This is a genomic window from Streptomyces humicola, from assembly GCF_024436035.1.
GTDB classification, from domain to species: Bacteria; Actinomycetota; Actinomycetes; order Streptomycetales; family Streptomycetaceae; genus Streptantibioticus_B; species Streptantibioticus_B humicola.
In genome coordinates this window covers 369,001-387,254 of record NZ_JANFNG010000003.1, presented here as the reverse complement: position 1 = coordinate 387,254, position 18,254 = coordinate 369,001, and the positions used below count along the sequence as shown (strand labels likewise).

The window sequence follows — 18,254 nt, the reverse complement described above, 5'->3', positions numbered from 1 at the left end:
GGGCGGGGGGGCCCCCGGCGCCCTCACCGCACCGCCCGCCCGTGCGGGTGCGGTGCGGTGAGGTGCGGTGAGGTGCGGTGCGGTGCGGTGAGGTGCGGTGCGGTGCGGTGCGGTGCGGTGCGCAACCCTTCGTGGCCCGCCGGTGTTCCGATCAATGCACAGGTACCGACGATCCGGCAGTACGGGGGACGAGCGGTGAGGACATCGGACATGCGCGAGGAATTGGGCGGCGAGTCCCGCTGGTGGGGCTCCGAACTCCTGGCCCGGCACCCCGGCGACGCCGTGTGGGCGCAGGCCGGCTATGAGGTGACCTACCAGCGGCTGCGCGCTCAGGTCGTCTCCGCGAGGCGTCTTTTCCAGGCGCACGGCATACGATCCGGCGCCACGACGGCGCTTCAGGGCGCGCAAAGCTTCACCCATCTGTGGTCGGTCTTCGCCCTGTGGTCGCTCGGCGCCCAAGTCATGCTCATGGGGCCGGAGATACGGGGCCGCGAGCTCGAACTGCTGCTGGACCGCTGTCGTCCGCAGTTCTACATCTCCTTCAGCGGCACCGGGCACGGCCGGCGCGCCTTCCACGACGAGTGCGAGACGTACGTTCGCCGGCTGAGAGACGGACGCGCTGCGGTGACCGATCACTGCCTCGTCCATTTCACTTCCGGATCCACCGGGTTCGCGAAGGCGGTCGCCCGCACCTCGCAGTCGCTGCTGCACGAACTCGACGCCTTCCGGAGGATAGGCGGCATGCCGGGGCCGGGCTCCCGGGTCCTGCTGCTGGGCCCGGTGTCCCACTCCTTCAACCTGGTGGGCGGACTGCTCCACCACATGGACGTGGGGGCCGTCACGGTCTTCCCGCCACTGGCCTCCCGGTCGAGCATGCTGCGGTCGGCGATACGTTCGGGGGCCGACACGCTCATGGGCGCTCCGGTGCACTTCGCCGCCCTTGCGCTCGGCGAGCGCTCGGTGCGGCTGCCCCGGCTGCGCCGTGCCGTCTCGGGCGGCGACCGGTTGGACGGGATGGCCCATGCCCGGTTCGCCGAGCGCTACGGGGTCCGTATAGGCCAGGCCTACGGGACGACGGAGACGGGCATCATCGCCGCCGATCCCACGGGGTGGTTCGGGCCGGACTCGGTGGGGATGGTGGCTCTGGGCGTACGGACCCGGATCGTCGACGGGGAACTTCAGGTCCGGATGGAGGCATCCCCGTATCTGGCCGAGGAGACGTCCCCGTTGCGCTTCCTCGCCGACGGAGCGGCGGACGGTGCGGGGTGGCTGTGCACACGCGACAGGGCGGAATTCGATCCGTCCAGCGGTGCCCTGCGCATCCTGGGCCGCTTCGACCCGCCGGCCGACCGACACCAGTTGACACGCGGCACGGACCACGTCCTGCTCTCCGCGCGGACCGCCTCACGCTCACTCACCCGCAATGGAGCGCCCTTGCCCTGACGCGGTGAATGCCCGGATCGTGCAACCACCCTCGTGTGAAGAGTGTTCACCTATCAGGCGAGTTCCTTCCACTTCTCACAAGGAGACGCGGCGTTGAGCCTCACCCTGGCGGGAAAGACCGCAGTTGTCACCGGCGCTGGCAGCGGCATCGGGCGGGCGACCGCCCAGGCGTTCGCCGACCGCGGCGCCAACGTCCTGGCGGTCGGCCGGTGCCGGGAGAAGCTCAGCGCCACGGCTCAGGGCCGCCCCGCCATCATCCCCTTGGCTGCCGACGTCACAGACAAGGCATCACCCGACAAGGTCATCGATACTGCTTTGGAAACCTTCGGGGGCATCAACGCCCTGGTACACGGTGCCGGGATGCTGCGGCGTACGCCGCTGGGCACCATCTCCGCAGACGAATTCGACCGCTTTATGGCAGTCAATCTGCGAGCCCCCCTGCTGCTGACGCAGGCCGCGTTGCAGCCCCTGGCCCGATCGGGCGGCACCATCATCAACATCAGCGCATCGTTCGGGCAGCGCGGCTGGCCCGAGCTGTCCTTGTACGGAGCGACCAAGGCCGGTCTCGATTTCTTCACCCGTGCCTGGGCTGGTGAACTCGCCGACTACGGCATCCGGGTCGTATCGGTGGCCCCGGGCCCCATTGAGACACCGATCCTGGAGAACAACGCGCTCGACGATTACGCCGTGGCGGCGATACACCGGCTCCAGGAACTTCTCCCGCTCTCCCGGGTAGGAACGGCCGAGGAGGTCGCCTGGTGGATCGTCAATTTCGCCGAGTCCTTCGCCGCATACACGACGGGCGTCGTCCTTCCCGTGGACGGCGGCTACAGCGCCGTCTAACTCAGGCACGACGAATTGAGAATGCTGGACTGGAGCTCCTGCATTACATCACTCGGCTCAATCCCGAGCTCGGAGACGAGACTCACGCGCAGCTTACTGAATACGTCGAGCGCGTGCGCCCGGTCGCCCGCCATGCTGAGTGCCCGCATGTACTGATAGTGAAGCCCTTCATGAAGGGGGTGCTCACATACGGAAACAGTGAGATCGGCGACGGCTTCGTAATACCGCCCCATTTCGATCTTCGCACTGGAAAGAGCCTCGATCACTCCGAGCTTCGACTCCTCCAACTGACGCCGATGAGCCTCGAGCGTTACGCCTGTGACCACGTCCACGAACGCGGGTCCGCGCCACGACGCGAGCGCACGGTCAAGAAGTAAGATTCCTTTTCCATAGTCGCCCTTCCGGATGGTGTCCCGCCCGTCGGCGACCATCTTCCGATAGCTCTCGTGATCGAATTTCGCGGATTTGTCGCTGAACAGATACCCGCCGGGCCTGGTCATCAGCAGTTCGCGCGCCACGGAACGCACCGACACACCGGTTATCCGCGACAACACCTTGCGCGCCTGGAATATGTACGTCTGAATGTTTCTCAGCGCACTGACCGGAGGGTCGTCACCCCACACCTCGCGAACGAGCGACGAAACGGGCACGACACCGCCGGCGTTGACCAGGAGAACTACGAGCACGGTCCGGGGCTTGGGGGCAAGCTCGACATGGACCGGCATGCCTTCGAGAGAGATCTGAAGAGGCCCCAGCACTCCTATGTGCATTACGACTCCACATATCTTGGGAAGACCGAACAAGCTACGCACTCGTGGCCGGAATCGTAGGAGCACAGGACGACACGGACGCCTGCCCCCGTCAACAGGCACTCAAGAAACCATACATCGCGGGTGCCCTCAGTCAAGATTCTGACCGAAAATCGCCCATACCGCACACGCCGGAGATCGACAACACTCTCCCATGCAACCGGATCGCGGACGGCGGTGTTTCTTGACTCCATGAAGGTCGTACCCACTAGAAGCCGTTGCCCAAAGTTCCGGCAACCGGCAGCGCGGCTTTACCCGGAGATAAAAGCGGAACCGCCAGCACTTTAATACCGTCGGCGCCCGCCCCCGCAGAGCGACCAACCGGGGTCAGGCGAGAATGCGCCATTCCGGCCGAGCACGGCCCAATGGCTCATGAACGCTACCCGTCCGAACTCACCGCGTGGCCGGACAGTCACACACAGTCCACTAACGCGAAAAGACGGGGCGACCGCACCTTTGCCGGCGGCCTTGGTCATGATGGGTGCATGAGAGCAATCACCTCATGATCCGCACGTTTCTGGCGGTCGTCGTCGCCTGGTATGTCCTCAAGGCGGCCGGGCGGCACGTCCCGTGTGCGCGGCGGCTCGTCGTGCGGTGCTCGCCATGGACCGTGAGGCTGCACACATGGGTGCTGTCGGCCCCGGCGACGTTCTGCTACATCGCCGTGTTCACCTGCTTCACCCTGGTGCAGAAGACGGCCCCACCCCGCCTCGTCGACATCATGACGGCAGTGGACAGCACCAACCTCGACCGGCTGCAGAAGAACGCGCCGAGCGTGCTGGCCACCAGCGCCTTCTGGGTCGCCAACCACGGCGAGGGGCTCGCCCTGTACGTCATCGGCTTCGCCACGGTGGTGGCCTGGGCCGAGCACCGTTACGGCACGCCCCGCATCGTCGTCATCGCGGTGTCGGGGCACATCTTCGGCTCCCTGATCACCGAGGAGCTGCTGCGGCACGCGATCCTCGTGGGTCGCGCTCCGGCCAAGCTGGCCTTCGCCACGGATGTGGGCGTCAGCTACATGCTCGTGGCCGGTCTCGCCGCCGCCGTACTGATCATGAGCGGCCGCACCCGCATCGTCGCCACGGTACTGCTGCTCGGCGTGCTGCTCACGCCTATGGTCGTCAGCCACAGCATCTGGGACCTCGGCCACGTCATCGCCGCGCTCTGCGGGCTGGTGACGGCCGTGCTGTGCCGACTGTCGGGGCCGCTGCGCAGACCGCCGCAGGAGCTGAGCGCGTGACGCAGCCTTGAGCCCGCGGGCTCGTGGGGGTTAGCTGGAGGTACCGGACGGTCACCGTTCCTGAAGATCCTCACCGGAGGTGGTGGAGATGAAGGCGGTCGTCTATGAAAAGCCCTTCGCCGTATCGGTGAAGGAGGTGGAAGATCCTCGCATCCAGCACCCCAACGATGTGCTGGTGCGCATCACGTCATCCGCGATCTGCGGCTCCGACCTGCACATGTACGAAGGCCGTACGGCGGCCCAGTCAGGCATCGTGTTCGGGCACGAGAACCTCGGTGTCATTGAGGAGGTCGGCTCCGGTGTGTCCTCGCTCAAGAAGGGCGACCGGGTCGTCATGCCGTTCAACGTGGCGTGCGGCTTCTGCAAGAACTGTCTCGCCGAGTACACCGCCTTCTGCCTGACCGTGAACCCGGGCTTCGCGGGCGGCGCCTACGGTTACGTCGCGATGGGCCCGTACCCCGGTGGCCAGGCAGAGCTGCTGCGCGTGCCGTACGCCGACTTCAACTGCCTGAAGCTGCCCCCGGGCGAGGAGTTCGAGACCGATTTCGTGCTGCTTGCCGACATCTTCCCGACCGGCTATCACGGTTGCGAGCTGGCGCAGGTGTCCCCAGGTGAGAGCGTCGCCGTCTACGGCGCAGGACCGGTGGGGCTGATGGCCGCCTACTCGGCGCTGCTGCGCGGTGCGTCCAAGGTGTTCTGCGTCGACCGGGTGCCCGAGCGGCTGGCCAAGGCGGAGCAGATCGGGGCCATTCCGATCGACTTCACCAAGGCCGACCCCGCGGAGCAGATTCGTGAGCAGACCGGCGGCGAAGGCACCGACAAGGGTGTCGATGCGGTCGGCTATCAGGCGCAGGCCCATGACGCCACCCACGAGGAGCCGGCAGTGGTCCTCAATACGCTGGTCGAGACGGTCCGGCCGACAGGCATGCTCGGTGTGCCCGGGCTCTACGTGCCCTCCGATCCCGGCGGCCCGGACGAGCACGCCAAGCACGGACAGCTGCTCGTCTCCATCGGCAAGATGTTCGAAAAGGGCCAGCGGATGGGCACCGGACAGTGCAACGTCAAGCGGTACAACCGCCAGCTGCGCGACCTGATCATCGCCGGGCGGGCCAAGCCGAGCTTCGTGGTCTCGCATGAACTCCCGCTCGATCAGGCACCCATGGCCTACCAGAAGTTCGACCAGCGGATCGAAGGCTTCACCAAGGTGGTGCTGCACCCCGTGCTCGCCGCCTGACGCCCCGCATCCGCGCGCCGTCCGGACCCGGCTCGTCCGGACGGCGTACTCCGGCGCACTGGGGCCGCTCACGTGTGGTTCCGTGCCTATCAGGAGCCCAGAACCCCAAGTATCACAACATATCCGGTGCGCCGTAGGCACCGGGCACACCACTGGTCACTCTCAGTCGTTAATCGTTAATCGTTAATCGTTACTGTCACACCATCGGCGAAAGCAGGGACCCATGGCTGATCGAAGGCGCGGCTCGGGACTGATCGGCGAGCTGTCGGCCGAGTTCGCCGGAACGATGGTGCTCATCCTCTTCGGCTGTGGCGTGGTGGCGCAGGTGATCGCGGGCGGCGCCCTGACCACCCCCAAAGGGGGGCTCGGGGCGCACGACTCCATTGCCTGGGCCTGGGGGCTCGGCGTCACCATGGGCGTCTACGTCGCGGGCCGGCTGAGCGGCGCCCATCTCAACCCGGCGGTGACCGTCACCCTGGCGGTCTTCAAGGGCTTCCCCTGGCGGAAGGCGGCTCCTTACGTGGTGGCCCAAACCGCCGGGGCCTTTGTCGCCGCGCTGCTGGTGCGCTGGGACTACACCGAGGTGCTGGCGAGGGCCGACCCCGGCCACACGTTCCGCACCCAGTTCGTCTTCTCCACCCTGCCGGGCAACGGCTCGCTCGTCGCGGGTGTGCACGAGTGGGGTGCCTTCCGCGACCAGGTCATCGGCACGGCGCTGCTGCTGTTGCTGATCTTCGCCGTCACCGACCCGCTCAACAACCTTCCTGGCGCCAATCTCGCCCCGTTCATCATCGGCCTGATCGTGGTGGCGATCGGCATGGCCTTCGGCGCCGACGCCGGCTACGCCATCAACCCCGCCCGCGACTTCGGGCCGCGGCTCGCCAGTTACCTCACCGGTTACGGGTCGGCCTGGCGGGATCAGTGGGGGAACTTCTACTTCTGGGTGCCGATCGCGGGGCCGCTGGTCGGCGGCCTGATCGGCGGCGGCTTCTACGAGTACTTCGTTCACCGCTTCCTTCCGGAGGCCGAGCCGACACCCGTCGGCCGGGTTCCGACGGGGGAATGAACTGGCGCATCACCCACGTACCACCCCCCGTATCGCCCAGGCGCATCAGCCACGTTCACCCACGTTCACCCATGAGAGGCAACGACCCATGGCGGACTTCGTCGGCGCGGTGGACCAGGGGACCACCAGCAGCCGCTTCATGATCTTCGACCACGACGGCAACGAGGTGGCCAAGCACCAGCTGGAGCACACCCAGTACCTGCCGCGTCCCGGCTGGGTCGAGCACGACCCGGTCGAGATCTGGGAACGGACCAACGTCGCAATCCAGAACGCCGTACGGGCTGCGGCAATCTCGGCCTCCGACCTCGCCGCCATCGGGATCACCAACCAGCGGGAGACCACTGTCGTGTGGGACCCGCGCTCGGGCCAGCCGTACTGCAACGCCATCGTCTGGCAGGACACCCGTACCGACGCGATCGCCGCCGCCCTCGAACGGGAGGGGCACGGCGACCTGATCCGCCGCCGCGCGGGCCTGCCGCCGGCCACGTACTTCTCCGGCGGCAAGATCAAGTGGATCCTGGAGAACGTTGCGGGGGTGCGCGAGGCCGCCGAGCAGGGCAATGCGCTCTTCGGCACCACCGACTCCTGGGTGCTGTGGAATCTCACCGGCGGCCCCAACGGCGGCATCCACGCCACCGATGTCACCAACGCAAGCCGCACCATGCTGATGGACTTGGAGACCCTGGACTGGGACGAGGAACTGTTGGGGATCTTCGGCATCCCGCGTGCGATGCTCCCGCGGATCCACTCCTCCGCCCACCCCGAGGCGTTCGGCACCTCCCGTACCACCCGCCCGCTGCGCACACCGGTCCCCATCACGGGGGTGCTCGGCGACCAGCAGGCTGCCACCGTCGGGCAGGTCTGCTTCACGCCAGGCGAGGCGAAGAACACCTACGGCACGGGCAACTTCCTGCTGCTCAACACCGGTACGCAGGCGGTGCGCTCCGAGCACGGCCTGATCACCACCGTCGCCTACAAGTTCGGCGACGCCCCGGCGGTCTACGCCCTGGAGGGTTCGATCGCCGTCACCGGCTCCGCGGTGCAGTGGCTGCGCGACCAGATGCACACCATCAGCGACGCCGCGGAGAGCGAGCGGCTCGCCGCGACCGTGGACAGCAGCGACGGCATCTATTTTGTGCCCGCCTTCTCGGGGCTGTTCGCGCCGTACTGGCGCTCCGACGCACGCGGCGCGATCGTCGGCCTGGCGCGCTATCACACCAACGGGCATCTTGCGCGGGCGACCCTGGAAGCCATCTGCTACCAGAGCCGTGACGTGGTCGAGGCGATGGAACAGGACTCCGGCGTCCATCTGGACGTGCTGAAGGTGGACGGCGGCATCACGGCCAACAACCTGTGCATGCAGACGCAGGCGGACGTCCTCGGCGTCCCCGTCAGCCGGCCGGTCGTCGCCGAGACGACGGCGCTGGGGGCCGCATACGCGGCAGGGCTCGCGACGGGCTTCTGGCGGGACACCGATGAACTGCGCACGCACTGGCACGAGTCCCGCCGCTGGGAGCCCCAGTGGAGCGACAAGCAGCGCGAAGCGGGCTACGAGGGCTGGAAGAAGGCCGTGCAGCGCACGCTGGACTGGGTCAAGGTCGACTGAGCACCACCTCGCTTCAGCAATGAGTCGAGGTCGCAGAGAAGTGCCGTGTCCCGCCGGTGCGGGGCACGGCAGCTGCTCGAGGGGTGCTCAGGCTCGGTGGGGATGGAAGTCCGGATGCTGGTGAGGGTGAGGGTGAGGGTGGGGGTGGGGCGGCCCGCCGTGCGGCTGCTCGATGACGAGGGACGTGATGTACGTCTTGAATGGCGGAAAGTGTTCGGAGGCCTCGATCAGGTAGACCCCATTGACGCAGCCTCGGGCGACCGCCGGGGTGTTGAAACGGCCGTTCCAGTCGCTGACCACCATTCGGCCCTCAAGGGTGTTCCCGTGGCGGCAGCCGGCGTCGAGGCTGGGGCTGTGCAGCGTGAAGTGCTGCAGCCGGGGAAGCTGATTGCCGGTGACGACGAACGAGATCTGGCCACCGAAGCTGGACTCGACTACATGGCGGGGAATGGCATAGATCCAGCCCGGGACGTCGCGCCATTGAGGGTCGACGCTCTGCAGTCCCGGAACGGCGTGATGGTCGGTCCGTCCCTGGTCCGGCACCGTGGCGGAGGCGGCGGGGACGACGGCGGCGAGCGTAGCTGTCGCGGAGAGTGCGGCGACCAGCGCGCCTTTTCGACGATTCATGTGTCTTCCTTGTCCGACGGAACGTTCGACTAGCTCACCGCCTGACGCGGTGCACAAGGGACGGCGGGACGCCGCCCCCGCATCCAGTCGTACGACCCCAGGGCCGCAGGCGCCTCTTGGGCGTCGCTTCCGGGTGATCACCTCCAAGGGGCACAGCTGGGCCATTCGGCCGACGCACCGTCATGACCGATCCTGCGACCGGTATCACCTGGTTGCGGCCTATATCTGGTAGCTCGTCAGAATTACTCCATATCGTCATATCTGACGGGACGTAGCCTGACGTCAGTCCGCAGGTGCGAGTGCCTGCCGCTGCGCCCGGGACGAGGAGATCGCACTGTGCACCGCACGCGCTTCGCGGCTGCCGCCCTGGTGGCAGCGGCATCCGCCATGAGCACCTCTGGCCAGGCGGCCCTGGCCGATCCGCCACCGGTCGACCCGACGCCGACCATCGACCAGCAGGTGGTCAGACCGGGCTCGACGGCCGATCTGACGGTGTTCTGCAGCCCGATGGGACAGCACTCCACCATGATTGCCAAATCGCCGGCGTTCGCGGGCGGTGCGGCAAAACTGCACCGTACGTACATCGTCGGAATGGCCTGGAAGTTCGAAGGCCGGGTCCGCATTGCCTTCGCCGACGACGAGTTCGCAGACCGAGGTCCGGGCGACCAGGGCTACGGCTACCCCGGCTACGACGGCCAGGGCCACGGCGGCCACGGCCCTCAGCACCACGGTCGCTTCGTCCGACAGCCGGTCATGGGCCACTGCCCGGGCGGCGGGGACTGGCGGACGATCATCACCGTCGACCGCCAGCGGCTCATTCCGCGGGACACCGGACGCGGGGCGAGGGCAAAGGTGCGACCGAGAGTCACTCACCCGGGCGGGCGTGTCACGGTGTGGGTCCACTGCCCCGGCTACGTCTTTCCCGGTCAGCGCGTCATCACGGCCGGGTCCCGGGCCTTCAGCCAGGGCAACGCCAGACTCTTCCACCTGCGCCGCAGTCCGGACTTCCGCGGCCAGGCCCGCATCGCCCGGCGCGGCATCGTGCGCCACCGGTGGGGCGTGTTCGGTGTCTGCCCCGACGGGGCAAAGTGGCACGCCACCTTCAGCGTCGTCCGCGGCCCGCGCCCCCGCCACCACCACGGTCACCGCCACGACCGTCCCGACGGCGGCGAGTACCCCGGAATGGGCCCGCAACTCGGCGCCGGCGGCACGAGCGGCCCCGCCAACTCCCCCGAGATCGCCGCGGGCGGCCTGCTCGCCGGCGCGGTGATCGGAGCGGGCTGGATGGTCATGCGCCGCTACCGGACGAGCCGCGCCCCCGGATACTGACCCCACGCCCCGGACTGCCCGCCGCGGCCCGGGGCCTGGTACAGACCAATTCCGGTCAATCTCCGTAGAAGCTGGTCACGGTCCGCCATCGAGAGGTAGCTTTTGGTTGCTGCCGCCACACCAGGAGCACAAGGCTCCCAGGGACATGCGGCACAAGGGGTGAAACTACCTTGCGCATCCGCCAGTTCACGGTGGCTGACGCCTGCACAGCGAATCCCAGGGAAGGTCTCGGAGAGCTCCGTGAGATCACGGGCCTGGAGATGTCCCAAGAGCCTGACCAGCTCGAGGAGTTCGAGTTCTTTCCTTTTACCAATAGTTGCCAGCTCATCTGGGAGGAACATGACCACCTCCTCATCGGAGTGAGTCCAGGGAACAGCTACTTCTCCGCCCAGCGACTCGGCGCACTCGCCCGCTGGGCGGCCCAGAGATTCACCCAAGTCGACTTCGTCCACGCCGACGTGCACCTCGACGAGATATACGAGGCGTTCGGCTACACCCCCGAGCACGCGCAGCGGCGAGCCGCCAAGGAGATAAGAACGGTTCGCCGGCGGATCACCGAAGGACTCGCATCGGCCGGGCTGCTCGGCCGCGGCATTCGCATGAGCGCCCTGTCGGAGTTCGCCGACAACCCCGTCTACACCGGACTGCGCCGACGGCTCGACCATCTGGTCGACGAGGACGAGGAGTTGCGGGAGGCGTGCGAGGCGATGGTGCAGCAGTTCCTCGCCCCGCGCCTGCAGGACAGCGGGCCCGCGACGGCCGAGCAACTCCGCTCCTGCCGCGCCTACATCGCGGCCGAGCTCCCCTTCTTCGTGGACACCCCGAGCATCCTCGGCGTGCCGTCATCGGTCTCCGCGTATCCCGTCGTCATGCCGCTCACCGAGGTGCTCTACCGCCGTGGCGGCGGACTTCGCGCGATGCGGAACCAGGCCTACGCCGTGCTCCGTTCGGAAAGGACGGTGAAGGATGACCACCGCCGAGCGGCATGACATCCGTCGGCCGTCGGAACGTCTTCCCGTCATGTGGTGATGTGCGATGACGCTACGGGGGCCGTGCAGTACATAGCGCCCCGGACGCCCGACCGGTGTCCGGGGCGCCTTCGCGTCGTGCCGCGTCGTGCCGAGTCGTCCCGCGTCACTCCTCGTCGTCCCGCTCTGTGCCGCGTCTCAGCGGTCGACGACGCGCAGTTCGAACCAGGTGGTCTTGCCGCGTGGGAGCAGATCGACACCCCAGCGGTCCGACAGCTTGTCGATGAGGAAGAGACCGCGGCCGCTGATGTCGAGCTCACGGACCGGTAGCAGACATGGCAGGCCGCGCGACGGGTCGCGCACCTCGACCCGGATCCAGCCGCGACGGCGCAGCATCCGCAGCCCGAAGGTGCGGGCCCCAGTGTGCCTGACAGCGTTGCCGACGAGCTCCGAGACCAGCAGTTCGCAGGTTTCGCCGAGGTGGGGAAGCTGCCACAGCCGCAGCACGGCGAGGGTGAGCCGGCGCGCGGTGGACGCGGACTCCGGCCGTGAGGTGAGCCGTATCTCGTCGACCGACGGATTGCCCAGCAGGTCCAGCGTGTTGGCATCCCGTTGGTCCTGCGGCGTGGGAATCCACGCCGCCGCGGTGGTGCCGAACCGCTGCGACTGTTCAAAGCCTCCCCGACCCGCCATGGATTCATCATGGCTGCCCAGACCCGTCTTCGGGCCCGAACCACGGGAATTGGCTGAGCGGAATGGGTAGTTCCAAGGAGGCGCCCATGCATATGCCTCGGGCAGTGCTGCCCCCATTACCCCCTTCCCGACCTGCGTGATCGCCCTCCGACAGGCCGTGACGAAGGGATCGGAACAAGACCGCCTTAACCCGCATTTAAGCTTGGCTTAAGGCGGCCTCGAGCCCTCGATGATCACTCAACCGTGTTGATGTGCATGGGGGTTGGTCAGACGAACTTGGCCTTGCCGGGGCCTTCCTCGACGAAGCTGCGCATGCCCGTCTCGCGGTCCTCAGTCGCGAAGAGCCCAGCGAACAGGGTGCGTTCGATCGTCAGTCCCGTCTCCAGATCGGTCTCCAGACCGCCGTCCACGGCCTCCTTGGCGGCGCGCAGCGCATAGGCGGGGCCCTGGGCGAGCTGGGCGGCCCAGGCGTGCGCCTGCTCGTAGACTTCGGCGTCCGGGACGACGCGGTCGACGAGACCGATCGACAGCGCCTCGTCCGCGCGCACCTGACGGCCCGTGAAGATCAGGTCCTTCGCCTTGGCGGGGCCCACGAGACGGGAGAGCCGCTGTGTGCCGCCCGCGCCGGGGATCAGGCCGAGCAGGATCTCCGGCTGGCCCAGCTTGGCGCGCTCGCCCGCAATGCGCACGTCGGCGCAGAGCGCCAGCTCGCAGCCCCCGCCGAGGGCGTAGCCGTTCACCGCGGCGACGACGGGCTTGGGGATGCGGGCGACGGCGGTGAAGGAGTCCTGCAGGGCGCGGGAGCGGTCGACCATGTCCTGGTATCCCATGGCCTGCATCTCCTTGATGTCCGCACCCGCCGCGAACACCTTCTCACCGCCCCATACGACGACGGCCCGTACGTCGTCGCGGCGGGCGGCCTCTTCCGCGACCTCACGCAGCCGGTCCTGGGTGGCGATGTCGAGCGCGTTCATCGGGGGACGGTCGAGCCGGATGGTGCCGACGCCATCGGCGGCCTCAAGGTGAACAGTCATGGCCGGACTCTACCGGCGGGGGTCGTCACTGCATGGCGCAGCCATTCTGTTGAGGGTGGTGGTGGGAGACGGGAGGCCGGTACGGCCCGACAGGTGGCGGGCCGTACCGGCGTTGGCGCAAGGGCGGGTCAGTCGCCCGCCACCCATTGCGACCAGGGCATGTTCCAGCCGTTGAAGCCGTTGTCGGGCTGCACCGTCCTGTCGGGCGAGTTGGAGACCACGACGACGTCGCCGATGAGCGAGTGGTCGAAGAACCACGCGGCCGGGGTGCCGGGGTCGCCGGCGCCCCGCACGTCCTGCATGCTCACGCAGCCGTGGCTGGTGTTGGCGGAGCCGAAGACGGACGGGTCGGCCCAGTAGTTGCCGTGGATGAAGGTGCCGGACTGCGTGAGGCGCATCGCGTGCGGCACGTCCTTGATGTCGTATTCGCCCCCGTACCCCACCGTGGTGCCGTTCATCTCCGTCACCACGTCCTTCTCGCTGATGACCATGGCCCCGTTGTAGGTGGTCTTTCCTGGCTGGCCGGCGGTTATCGGGATGGTCTTGATCGTCCTGCCGTCCTGGGTGACGCGCATCATGTGCGTGTTCGCGTCGACGTAACTGACCTGGTTGCGGCCGATGGAGAACGAGACGTCCTTGGACTGTATCCCGTAGACGCCGGGCGAGCCCTCGACGCCGTCCAGCCGCAGATGGAGCGTGACCTGGGTGCCGGGCGCCCAGTAGCTCTGCGGACGGAAGTCGAGGCGCTGGTCGCCGAACCAGTGCCCGACGACCGGGACGGACGGGCTGGAGGTGACCGTCAGCGCGTCCTCGACCGCCTTCTCGTCGGCGATCGGCTGGTTGAAGCTGAGCGACACCTCTTCGCCGACGCCGTAGGTGGCACCGGGGTCGACGTTGAAGTAGCCGACGAAGGTGTCCTTTGGCACGACGGTGGTGAAGGAGGCGTGCTTGGCCGACTCGCGCCCCTGGGAGTCCTTGGCAACCGCGTCGACGGTGTACTGGGTCGACACGCTCAGGTTGGTGTTCGGCGTCCAGCTCGTGCCGTTCGACGAGACGGTGCCCGCGACGACGTCCCCCTTGGAGTCCTTGACTTGGACCGAGGTCAGCTTCCCCTGCGAGACGCTGACCTTCAGCGCTCCGCTCGTCGCGACATCGGTGGCGCCGTCACCGGGCGTCACGTCCACCACGGCCTGGGATGCCTGCAGATCGCCCGACCCCGCTCCCGCGCCCGGCTGCGCCGCCGTACTGCCGCTCTTCGGCTGGCCGGAGCCGCCGCACGCGGTGGCCAGCAGCAGCACCACGCCGAGCACCAGCGCCAGCAGACCCCCCGTGGCGCCCGGCGCCGGGCGTATCGCCGGCATCGTCCGCCGTGCTGACGGCGTGTGGTGTCGCTTCACCTTGCTCTCCCCTCGCCCGACCGGACGTGACCTCGTCCCGGGTGCGTGTGCCACACGGGCCCTGGGGTGATCCTTCCCGGCACAGGTCGCCCTGATCCCCCGCATGTCCGTCGTGGTTGCCGCGGAGGGCAAGGACGCGTCCGACATGCTCGCCGATAGATAACCACACGAATGGCTCGCGGGGGGCAAAAGGAGTGTCACCGTTCCGTACCGGCCGCTCACGCGGCGGGCGGGCCCCGGAAGGCGCTCAGGAGGCGCCCGCGATCCACTGCGGCCAGGGCATGTTCCAGCCGCTGAGACCGTTGTCCGGGGCGACCGTCGGCCCGCCGCCGTTCGTCACCTCGACGGTGTCGCCGATGAGCGCGTTGTCGAAGTACCAGGCCGCGGGGGTGCGTCCGTCACCACCGCCCTTCACGTCCTGCAGCCCGATGCAGCCGTGGCTGGTGTTGTCATTGCCGAACACCGTGTCGTCGGACCAGTAATTGCCGTGCACGAAGGTGCCGGAGTCGGTGAGACGCAACGCATGCGGCACGTCCTGGATGTCGTAGACGCCGCCGAACCCCACCGTCTGGCCGTTCATGCGGGTCATCGGGTGCTTCTCGGAGATCACCATGACGCCGTCGTACGTGGGGTGGTCGCCACCGCCCGCGCTCACCGGCAGGACGCGCACCACCTGGTTGCCGTGGCGCACCGTCAGGGTGTGCGCCCTGGCATCGACGGTGGTGGTCTGTTCCCGTCCGACGACGAAGTTCACGTCCTCGTCCTGGACGCCGTACACCCCGGGCGCCCCCTCGACGCCGCGCAGCCGCAGGCTCAGCGTGACCCGTGTGCCCGGCGTCCAGTAGCGCTGCGGACGGAAGTCGAGGCGCCGGGCGCCGAACCAGTGCGGGGCGGCCAGGACCGCCGGGCGCGCCGTGACGGTGATCGCGTGCTGTACGGCGGCCCGGTCGGTGAGCGGCCGGCTGAACTCGATGGAGATGATCATTCCGGTGCCGACGGTCTGGTCCTGCCCGGTGTTGTAGCGCCCGGTGAAGTGATCGCGCAGCGTGGTGAAGGCCGCGCGGGCGACGGCTGTGCGTCCGTCCGCGTCCACCGCGAGCGCCTCGGCGGTGTAACGGGTGCCGCGCGCCAGCGGGGCCAGCGGGCGCCACGAGCGCCCGTCCCGCGCGATGCGGCCCGGCACCGGCCGCCCGGCGGGATCCGTCACCCGGATGCCACGCAGCGCACCGCGGTCGACGGCGACGGAGAACGGGGACGACGCGACGTCCGCCCCGGGCAAGGCGGCGATCGTGATCCGAGCGCGGGAGACGCCGATACCGTCGTCGCCCGCGCCCACGCCGAAGGCCGTCACCGCGGCGATCCCGGCCACCACCAACGCGCCCGCCACCGCCATGCGCCGGCTGATGCGCAGCCGGCGCGCCCACTGCGCCACCGAAGTCCTCACCACCGGTCAACGACATCGGCTGCCCTGGGGAAACTCCCTGGCCCTTGGGCATGGGGCACCTCCCCCGGCCCTTCGGGCATGGGGGACCCCTGTGACTACCGGCATCGAACCGGGAAGGACATCAAGGAGAACGGGACCCGCGCGCGGCAACGGGACGCCGCGCGGGGCCCTGGAGAGCCGCGGGAGGCTGACACGTGTCGAGCGCACCCGAGCGGGAGCAGACCGACGCCCCTACCCACGCCCCGGCCGGCGGCAACGAGCACCGGACAGCGCCGCCCCCTTCCGCCCAGGGCAGCAACGGGCAGGCGGGCGGCGCGCAGGCCGTGCCGCGCACGCGGCCGGTCTGGCCGGGCAGCCCACAGCCGCTCGGCGCCCGGTTCCACCTCGGGCCGGACGCCACGCCGGGGACGAACTTCGCGCTGTGGGCGGCCGGCGCGGAGGCCGTCGAGCTGTGCCTGTTCGACCCGGACGGCACCGAGACGCGGGTCGAGCTGACCGAGCTCACCCATGAGGTCTGGCACGGATTCGTCCCTGGCGTGATGCCGGGCCACGCCTACGGCTACCGCGTGCACGGCCGCTGGGACCCATGGACCGGCGGCCGCTGGAATCCGGCGAAGCTGCTGCTCGACCCGTACGCACGCGCCGTGGACGGCGAGTTCGCCCTGCCGCCGCACGTTTACGGGCATGCCCGCGACTGGCCGGAGCGGCCGGTCGCCGACACCGTCCGCGACAACCGTGACTCGGCCCCGTTCGTCCCCAAGGGCGTCGTCGTCCAGGACGACGACGACTGGTCCGACGACCGGCGCCCCAAGACGCCCTGGTCCGACTCGGTCATCTACGAGCTGCACGTACGCGGCTTCACCATGCGTCACCCCGGCATCCCCCCTCAGCTGCGCGGCACCTACGCCGGGCTCGCCCACCCGGCGGCCATCGCTCATCTGGAGCGCCTCGGCGTCACCGCCGTCGAGCTGCTTCCGGTGCACCAGTTCGCGCACGAGGACCATCTGCTGCGGCGGAGCCTGCGCAACTACTGGGGCTACAACTCGATCGGCTACTTCGCGCCGCACGCCGCGTACTCCGCCTCCGGCACCCGCGGCGAGCAGGTCGGCGAATTCAAGCGCATGGTGCGGGCGCTGCACGCGGCAGGCATCGAGGTCATCCTCGACGTCGTCTACAACCACACCGCCGAGGGCAACGAGCTCGGGCCGACCCTGTCGCTGCGCGGCATCGACAACCGTGCCTACTACCGGCTCCAGCAGGACGCCCGCCGCTATGCCGACTACACCGGCTGCGGCAACACCCTCCATGTCGTGCGGCCGCACGTGCTGCGCCTGATCACCGACAGCCTGCGGTACTGGGTGACGGAGATGGGCGTCGACGGCTTCCGCTTCGACCTGGCGGCGGCGCTTGCGCGGCCGATGCGTGCCACCGACGATCCGGACATGCTCTCGCCGTTCCTCGCCGTCGTCGCCCAGGACCCGGTGCTGCGGCGCGTGAAGCTGATCGCCGAGCCGTGGGACGTCGGCTCCGGCGGGTATCAGGTGGGGGCCTTCCCGCCACTGTGGACGGAGTGGAACGACCGCTACCGCGACGCGGTCCGTGACTTCTGGCGCGGCGCCAGCCCCGGTCTGGCCGACCTCGGCTACCGGCTGTCCGGGTCGAGCGACCTGTACGCGTGGGGCGGGCGCCGCCCGTACGCATCGGTCAACTTCGTCACCGCGCACGACGGGTTCACCCTGCGCGACCTCGTCAGCTACGAGTGCAAGCACAACGAGGCCAACGGCGAGGAGAACCAGGACGGCACCAACGACAACCGTTCGTGGAACTGCGGTTGCGAGGGCGAAACCGATGATCCGGGCATCAACGCGTTGCGCCGCCGCCAACTGCGCAATCTGCTGGCGACGCTGCTGCTGTCGACGGGGGTGCCGATGCTGTGCGCCGGCGACGAGATGGGCCGTACGCAGGGCGGCAACAACAATGCGTACTGCCAGGACAACGAGACGAGCTGGGTCGACTGGTCGCTGCTCGACGATCCCGAGGACGACTCGTGGCGTGAGCTGTTCGAGCTCGTGTGCCGGCTGATCGCGCTGCGCCGCCGCCATCCGGTGCTGCGGCGGCGGGTGTTCTTCTCCGGGCGGCCGCAGAGGCCCGGCGGGTTGCGGGATCTGGCATGGTTCACGCCCGAGGGCCGGGAGATGACGGAGGGCGACTGGTTCAGCGCCGCCACCACACTTGGCATGTATCTGTCCGGCCGGGACATCGCACAGGGCGATCCGCTCGGGCGGCGGATCACCGACGACAGCTTTCTGGTCATCCTCCATGCCGCCGCCGAGCCGGTCGGCTTCGTCCTCCCCGGGCCGCCGTGGGCGCACCGCTACGAGGTCCTCGTCGACACCTCAGGAGGGGAGCATGCGCCCGTGGTGCTTGCGGCGGGTGCGGCGGTCACGGTTGCGGAGCGCTCGGTGCTGCTGCTGCGGGCGGTCTCCCCGAGGTCGCCCGGACGGGCCTAAAACCAGGTGAG

Annotated in this window: 16 protein-coding genes; 9 read left to right on the top strand and 7 right to left on the bottom strand. The window is 68.7% G+C overall.

What is annotated here, in order from left to right; genetic code table 11:
- Window positions 1-23: 23 nt before the first annotated feature.
- Window positions 24-212 carry a hypothetical protein gene (locus NGB36_RS07765; RefSeq protein ID WP_255919377.1) on the bottom strand — a complete coding sequence of 63 codons (189 nt, stop codon included), beginning with the start codon at window positions 210-212 and terminating at the stop codon, window positions 24-26.
- Between NGB36_RS07765 and NGB36_RS07760 the strand changes: the two genes are divergently transcribed.
- Complete coding sequence (locus NGB36_RS07760; protein ID WP_255919376.1) at window positions 211-1,443, top strand: class I adenylate-forming enzyme family protein; 1,233 nt, start codon at window positions 211-213, stop codon at window positions 1,441-1,443. The genes NGB36_RS07765 and NGB36_RS07760 overlap by 2 nt on opposite strands.
- A gap of 93 nt (window positions 1,444-1,536) precedes the next feature.
- The gene (locus NGB36_RS07755) at window positions 1,537-2,286 is read left to right on the top strand and encodes an SDR family NAD(P)-dependent oxidoreductase (protein ID WP_255919375.1); all 750 of its coding nucleotides are present in this window, start codon (window positions 1,537-1,539) and stop codon (window positions 2,284-2,286) included.
- On the opposite strand, the gene NGB36_RS07750 is transcribed toward NGB36_RS07755, so the two are convergent.
- Window positions 2,283-3,011 (bottom strand): AfsR/SARP family transcriptional regulator, encoded by a 729-nt coding sequence (locus NGB36_RS07750; protein ID WP_255919374.1) that lies wholly within the window; start codon window positions 3,009-3,011, stop codon window positions 2,283-2,285. The two genes, NGB36_RS07755 and NGB36_RS07750, sit on opposite strands and share 4 nt — an antisense overlap.
- Window positions 3,012-3,597: 586 nt before the next feature.
- Between NGB36_RS07750 and NGB36_RS07745 the strand changes: the two genes are divergently transcribed.
- The 4 genes from NGB36_RS07745 to glpK all read left to right on the top strand — a co-directional run bounded on the left by NGB36_RS07745 (window position 3,598) and on the right by glpK (window position 8,241).
- On the top strand, window positions 3,598-4,335 hold the full coding sequence (locus NGB36_RS07745; protein ID WP_255919373.1) for a rhomboid-like protein: 738 nt from the start codon (window positions 3,598-3,600) through the stop codon (window positions 4,333-4,335).
- An 88-nt stretch (window positions 4,336-4,423) separates the two neighbouring features.
- Window positions 4,424-5,569, top strand: coding sequence for a glutathione-independent formaldehyde dehydrogenase (locus NGB36_RS07740; RefSeq protein ID WP_255919372.1), 1,146 nt, complete (start codon window positions 4,424-4,426; stop codon window positions 5,567-5,569).
- Between the two features lie 223 nt (window positions 5,570-5,792).
- Window positions 5,793-6,635, top strand: a complete 843-nt coding sequence (locus NGB36_RS07735; RefSeq protein ID WP_255919371.1) for an MIP/aquaporin family protein — start codon at window positions 5,793-5,795, stop codon at window positions 6,633-6,635.
- Window positions 6,636-6,723: 88 nt separating this feature from the next.
- Window positions 6,724-8,241, top strand: coding sequence for a glycerol kinase GlpK (gene glpK, locus NGB36_RS07730; RefSeq protein ID WP_255919370.1), 1,518 nt, complete (start codon window positions 6,724-6,726; stop codon window positions 8,239-8,241).
- Between the two features lie 87 nt (window positions 8,242-8,328).
- Here glpK and NGB36_RS07725 read toward each other — a convergent pair whose 3' ends face one another.
- Window positions 8,329-8,868 (bottom strand): hypothetical protein, encoded by a 540-nt coding sequence (locus NGB36_RS07725; RefSeq protein ID WP_255919369.1) that lies wholly within the window; start codon window positions 8,866-8,868, stop codon window positions 8,329-8,331.
- A 336-nt stretch (window positions 8,869-9,204) separates the two neighbouring features.
- Here NGB36_RS07725 and NGB36_RS07720 point away from each other — a divergent pair, with 336 nt between their 5' ends.
- Complete coding sequence (locus NGB36_RS07720) at window positions 9,205-10,197, top strand: hypothetical protein (protein WP_255919368.1); 993 nt, start codon at window positions 9,205-9,207, stop codon at window positions 10,195-10,197.
- Between the two features lie 260 nt (window positions 10,198-10,457).
- Window positions 10,458-11,186 (top strand): tRNA-dependent cyclodipeptide synthase, encoded by a 729-nt coding sequence (locus NGB36_RS07715; protein WP_255919367.1) that lies wholly within the window; start codon window positions 10,458-10,460, stop codon window positions 11,184-11,186.
- A gap of 177 nt (window positions 11,187-11,363) precedes the next feature.
- Here the strand turns inward: NGB36_RS07715 and NGB36_RS07710 are convergent, their stop codons facing one another.
- The 4 genes from NGB36_RS07710 to NGB36_RS07695 form a co-directional block, all read right to left on the bottom strand.
- Window positions 11,364-11,858 carry an ATP-binding protein gene (locus NGB36_RS07710; protein WP_255919366.1) on the bottom strand — a complete coding sequence of 165 codons (495 nt, stop codon included), beginning with the start codon at window positions 11,856-11,858 and terminating at the stop codon, window positions 11,364-11,366.
- 266 nt (window positions 11,859-12,124) lie between these two features.
- On the bottom strand, window positions 12,125-12,892 hold the full coding sequence (locus NGB36_RS07705) for an enoyl-CoA hydratase/isomerase family protein (protein ID WP_255919365.1): 768 nt from the start codon (window positions 12,890-12,892) through the stop codon (window positions 12,125-12,127).
- 128 nt (window positions 12,893-13,020) lie between these two features.
- Entirely contained in the window at window positions 13,021-14,253 is a 1,233-nt protein-coding gene (locus NGB36_RS07700) for a L,D-transpeptidase (RefSeq protein WP_255919407.1), read from the bottom strand.
- Window positions 14,254-14,536: 283 nt separating this feature from the next.
- Window positions 14,537-15,736 carry a L,D-transpeptidase gene (locus NGB36_RS07695; protein WP_255919364.1) on the bottom strand — a complete coding sequence of 400 codons (1,200 nt, stop codon included), beginning with the start codon at window positions 15,734-15,736 and terminating at the stop codon, window positions 14,537-14,539.
- Between the two features lie 320 nt (window positions 15,737-16,056).
- On the opposite strand from NGB36_RS07695, the gene glgX reads away from it, so the two are divergent.
- The gene (glgX, locus tag NGB36_RS07690) at window positions 16,057-18,243 is read left to right on the top strand and encodes a glycogen debranching protein GlgX (protein WP_255919406.1); all 2,187 of its coding nucleotides are present in this window, start codon (window positions 16,057-16,059) and stop codon (window positions 18,241-18,243) included.
- The last annotated feature ends 11 nt before the right edge of the window (window positions 18,244-18,254 follow it).

Coding starts and splice junctions, on each gene's coding strand:
- NGB36_RS07760 (WP_255919376.1), top strand. CDS start 211: ATGCGCGAGGAATTGGGCGGCGAGTCCCGCTGGTGGGGCTCCGAACTC.
- NGB36_RS07765 (WP_255919377.1), bottom strand. CDS start 212: ATGTCCGATGTCCTCACCGCTCGTCCCCCGTACTGCCGGATCGTCGGT.
- NGB36_RS07750 (WP_255919374.1), bottom strand. CDS start 3,011: ATGCCGGTCCATGTCGAGCTTGCCCCCAAGCCCCGGACCGTGCTCGTA.
- NGB36_RS07745 (WP_255919373.1), top strand. CDS start 3,598: ATGATCCGCACGTTTCTGGCGGTCGTCGTCGCCTGGTATGTCCTCAAG.
- NGB36_RS07740 (WP_255919372.1), top strand. CDS start 4,424: ATGAAGGCGGTCGTCTATGAAAAGCCCTTCGCCGTATCGGTGAAGGAG.
- NGB36_RS07735 (WP_255919371.1), top strand. CDS start 5,793: ATGGCTGATCGAAGGCGCGGCTCGGGACTGATCGGCGAGCTGTCGGCC.
- glpK (WP_255919370.1), top strand. CDS start 6,724: ATGGCGGACTTCGTCGGCGCGGTGGACCAGGGGACCACCAGCAGCCGC.
- NGB36_RS07725 (WP_255919369.1), bottom strand. CDS start 8,868: ATGAATCGTCGAAAAGGCGCGCTGGTCGCCGCACTCTCCGCGACAGCT.
- NGB36_RS07715 (WP_255919367.1), top strand. CDS start 10,458: ATGTCCCAAGAGCCTGACCAGCTCGAGGAGTTCGAGTTCTTTCCTTTT.
- NGB36_RS07710 (WP_255919366.1), bottom strand. CDS start 11,858: ATGGCGGGTCGGGGAGGCTTTGAACAGTCGCAGCGGTTCGGCACCACC.
- NGB36_RS07705 (WP_255919365.1), bottom strand. CDS start 12,892: ATGACTGTTCACCTTGAGGCCGCCGATGGCGTCGGCACCATCCGGCTC.
- NGB36_RS07700 (WP_255919407.1), bottom strand. CDS start 14,253: ATGCCGGCGATACGCCCGGCGCCGGGCGCCACGGGGGGTCTGCTGGCG.